Consider the following 2,716-nt stretch of genomic DNA (forward strand, 5'->3'; position numbering starts at 1 on the left):
TACGGCTTGCTTGCTCATCTCCCAAGTAGCACGGGGCCCGAGAAATCCCGTGTGAATCTGGCGGGACCACCCGCTAAGCCTAAATATTCCCTGGTGACCGATAGCGGATAGTACCGTGAGGGAATGGTGAAAAGTACCGCGGGAGCGGAGTGAAATAGTACCTGAAACCGTGTGCCTACAAGCCGTGGGAGCGTCGGACGTGCTTGCACGTCTCGTGACTGCGTGCCTTTTGAAGAATGAGCCTGCGAGTTAGCGGTGTGTAGCGAGGTTAACCCGTGTGGGGAAGCCGTAGCGAAAGCGAGTCCGAACAGGGCGATTGAGTTGCACGCTCTAGACCCGAAGCGGAGTGATCTAGCCATGGGCAGGTTGAAGCGGAGGTAAGACTTCGTGGAGGACCGAACCCACCAGGGTTGAAAACCTGGGGGATGACCTGTGGTTAGGGGTGAAAGGCCAATCAAACTCCGTGATAGCTGGTTCTCCCCGAAATGCATTTAGGTGCAGCGTCGTGTGTTTCTTGCCGGAGGTAGAGCACTGGATAGGCGATGGGCCCTACCGGGTTACTGACCTTAGCCAAACTCCGAATGCCGGTAAGTGAGAGCGCGGCAGTGAGACTGTGGGGGATAAGCTCCATGGTCGAGAGGGAAACAGCCCAGAGCATCGACTAAGGCCCCTAAGCGTACGCTAAGTGGGAAAGGATGTGGAGTCGCAGAGACAACCAGGAGGTTGGCTTAGAAGCAGCCACCCTTGAAAGAGTGCGTAATAGCTCACTGGTCAAGTGATTCCGCGCCGACAATGTAGCGGGGCTCAAGCGTACCGCCGAAGTCGTGTCATTGCAGTAATAGCCCTAACGGGTGCTGTGATGGGTAGGGGAGCGTCGTGTGCCGGGTGAAGCAGCACCGGAAGGTAGTTGTGGACGGTTCACGAGTGAGAATGCAGGCATGAGTAGCGATACAAGAGTGAGAAACTCTTGCGCCGATTGACTAAGGGTTCCTGGGTCAAGCTGATCTGCCCAGGGTAAGTCGGGACCTAAGGCGAGGCCGACAGGCGTAGTCGATGGACAACCGGTTGATATTCCGGTACCCGCTTTGAAACGCCCAATATCGAATCCATTAATGCTAAGGCCGTGAAGCCGCCCTGATCTCTTCGGAGTTGAGGGGAGTGGTGGAGCCGCTGACCCAAGGTGGTAGTAGGTAAGCGATGGGGTGACGCAGGAAGGTAGTCCAGCCCGGGCGGTGGTTGTCCCGGGGTAAGGGTGTAGGCCGTGTGGTAGGCAAATCCGTCACACGTTAAGGCTGAGACCTGATGCCGAGCCGATTGTGGTGAAGTGGATGATCCTATGCTGTCGAGAAAAGCCTCTAGCGAGTTTCATGGCGGCCCGTACCCTAAACCGACTCAGGTGGTCAGGTAGAGAATACCGAGGCGTTCGGGTGAACTATGGTTAAGGAACTCGGCAAAATGCCCCCGTAACTTCGGGAGAAGGGGGGCCACGCCTGGTGATGAGTCTTGCACTCGGAGCTGGGGGTGGCCGCAGAGACCAGCGAGAAGCGACTGTTTACTAAAAACACAGGTCCGTGCGAAGCCGTAAGGCGATGTATACGGACTGACGCCTGCCCGGTGCTGGAACGTTAAGGGGACCGGTTAGTGACCTTTCGGGGTTGCGAAGCTGAGAACTTAAGCGCCAGTAAACGGCGGTGGTAACTATAACCATCCTAAGGTAGCGAAATTCCTTGTCGGGTAAGTTCCGACCTGCACGAATGGCGTAACGACTTCTCGACTGTCTCAACCATAGGCCCGGTGAAATTGCACTACGAGTAAAGATGCTCGTTTCGCGCAGCAGGACGGAAAGACCCCGGGACCTTTACTACAGTTTGATATTGGTGTTCGGTTCGGCTTGTGTAGGATAGGTGGGAGACTGTGAAGCGGCCACGCCAGTGGTTGTGGAGTCGTCGTTGAAATACCACTCTGGTCGTGCTGGATGTCTAACCTCGGTCCGTGATCCGGATCAGGGACAGTGTCTGATGGGTAGTTTAACTGGGGCGGTTGCCTCCCAAAGGGTAACGGAGGCGCCCAAAGGTTCCCTCAGCCTGGTTGGCAATCAGGTGTTGAGTGTAAGTGCACAAGGGAGCTTGACTGTGAGACCGACGGGTCGAGCAGGGACGAAAGTCGGGACTAGTGATCCGGCGGTGGCTTGTGGAAGCGCCGTCGCTCAACGGATAAAAGGTACCCCGGGGATAACAGGCTGATCTTCCCCAAGAGTCCATATCGACGGGATGGTTTGGCACCTCGATGTCGGCTCGTCGCATCCTGGGGCTGGAGTCGGTCCCAAGGGTTGGGCTGTTCGCCCATTAAAGCGGTACGCGAGCTGGGTTTAGAACGTCGTGAGACAGTTCGGTCCCTATCCGCTGTGCGCGTAGGAATATTGAGAAGGGCTGTCCCTAGTACGAGAGGACCGGGACGGACGAACCTCTGGTGTGCCAGTTGTCCTGCCAAGGGCATGGCTGGTTGGCTACGTTCGGGAGGGATAACCGCTGAAAGCATCTAAGCGGGAAGCCTGCTTCAAGATGAGTATTCCCACCTCCTTGAGAGGGTAAGGCTCCCAGTAGACGACTGGGTTGATAGGCCAGATGTGGAAGCCTAGTAATGGGTGAAGCTGACTGGTACTAATAGGCCGAGGGCTTGTCCTCAGTTGCTCGCGTCCACTGTGTTAGTTCTGAAG

1 rRNA gene (only partly in view) is annotated in these 2,716 nt (G+C 56.3%); it reads left to right on the top strand.

From position 1 onward, the window contains the following. Positions 1 to 2,684, top strand: a 23S ribosomal RNA gene (locus tag EF918_RS32000) (it extends 434 nt beyond the left edge of the window). Positions 2,685 to 2,716: the final 32 nt, after the last annotated feature.

It is taken from the genome of Streptomyces sp. WAC06614 (assembly GCF_003949795.1).
Classification (GTDB): domain Bacteria; phylum Actinomycetota; class Actinomycetes; order Streptomycetales; family Streptomycetaceae; genus Streptomyces.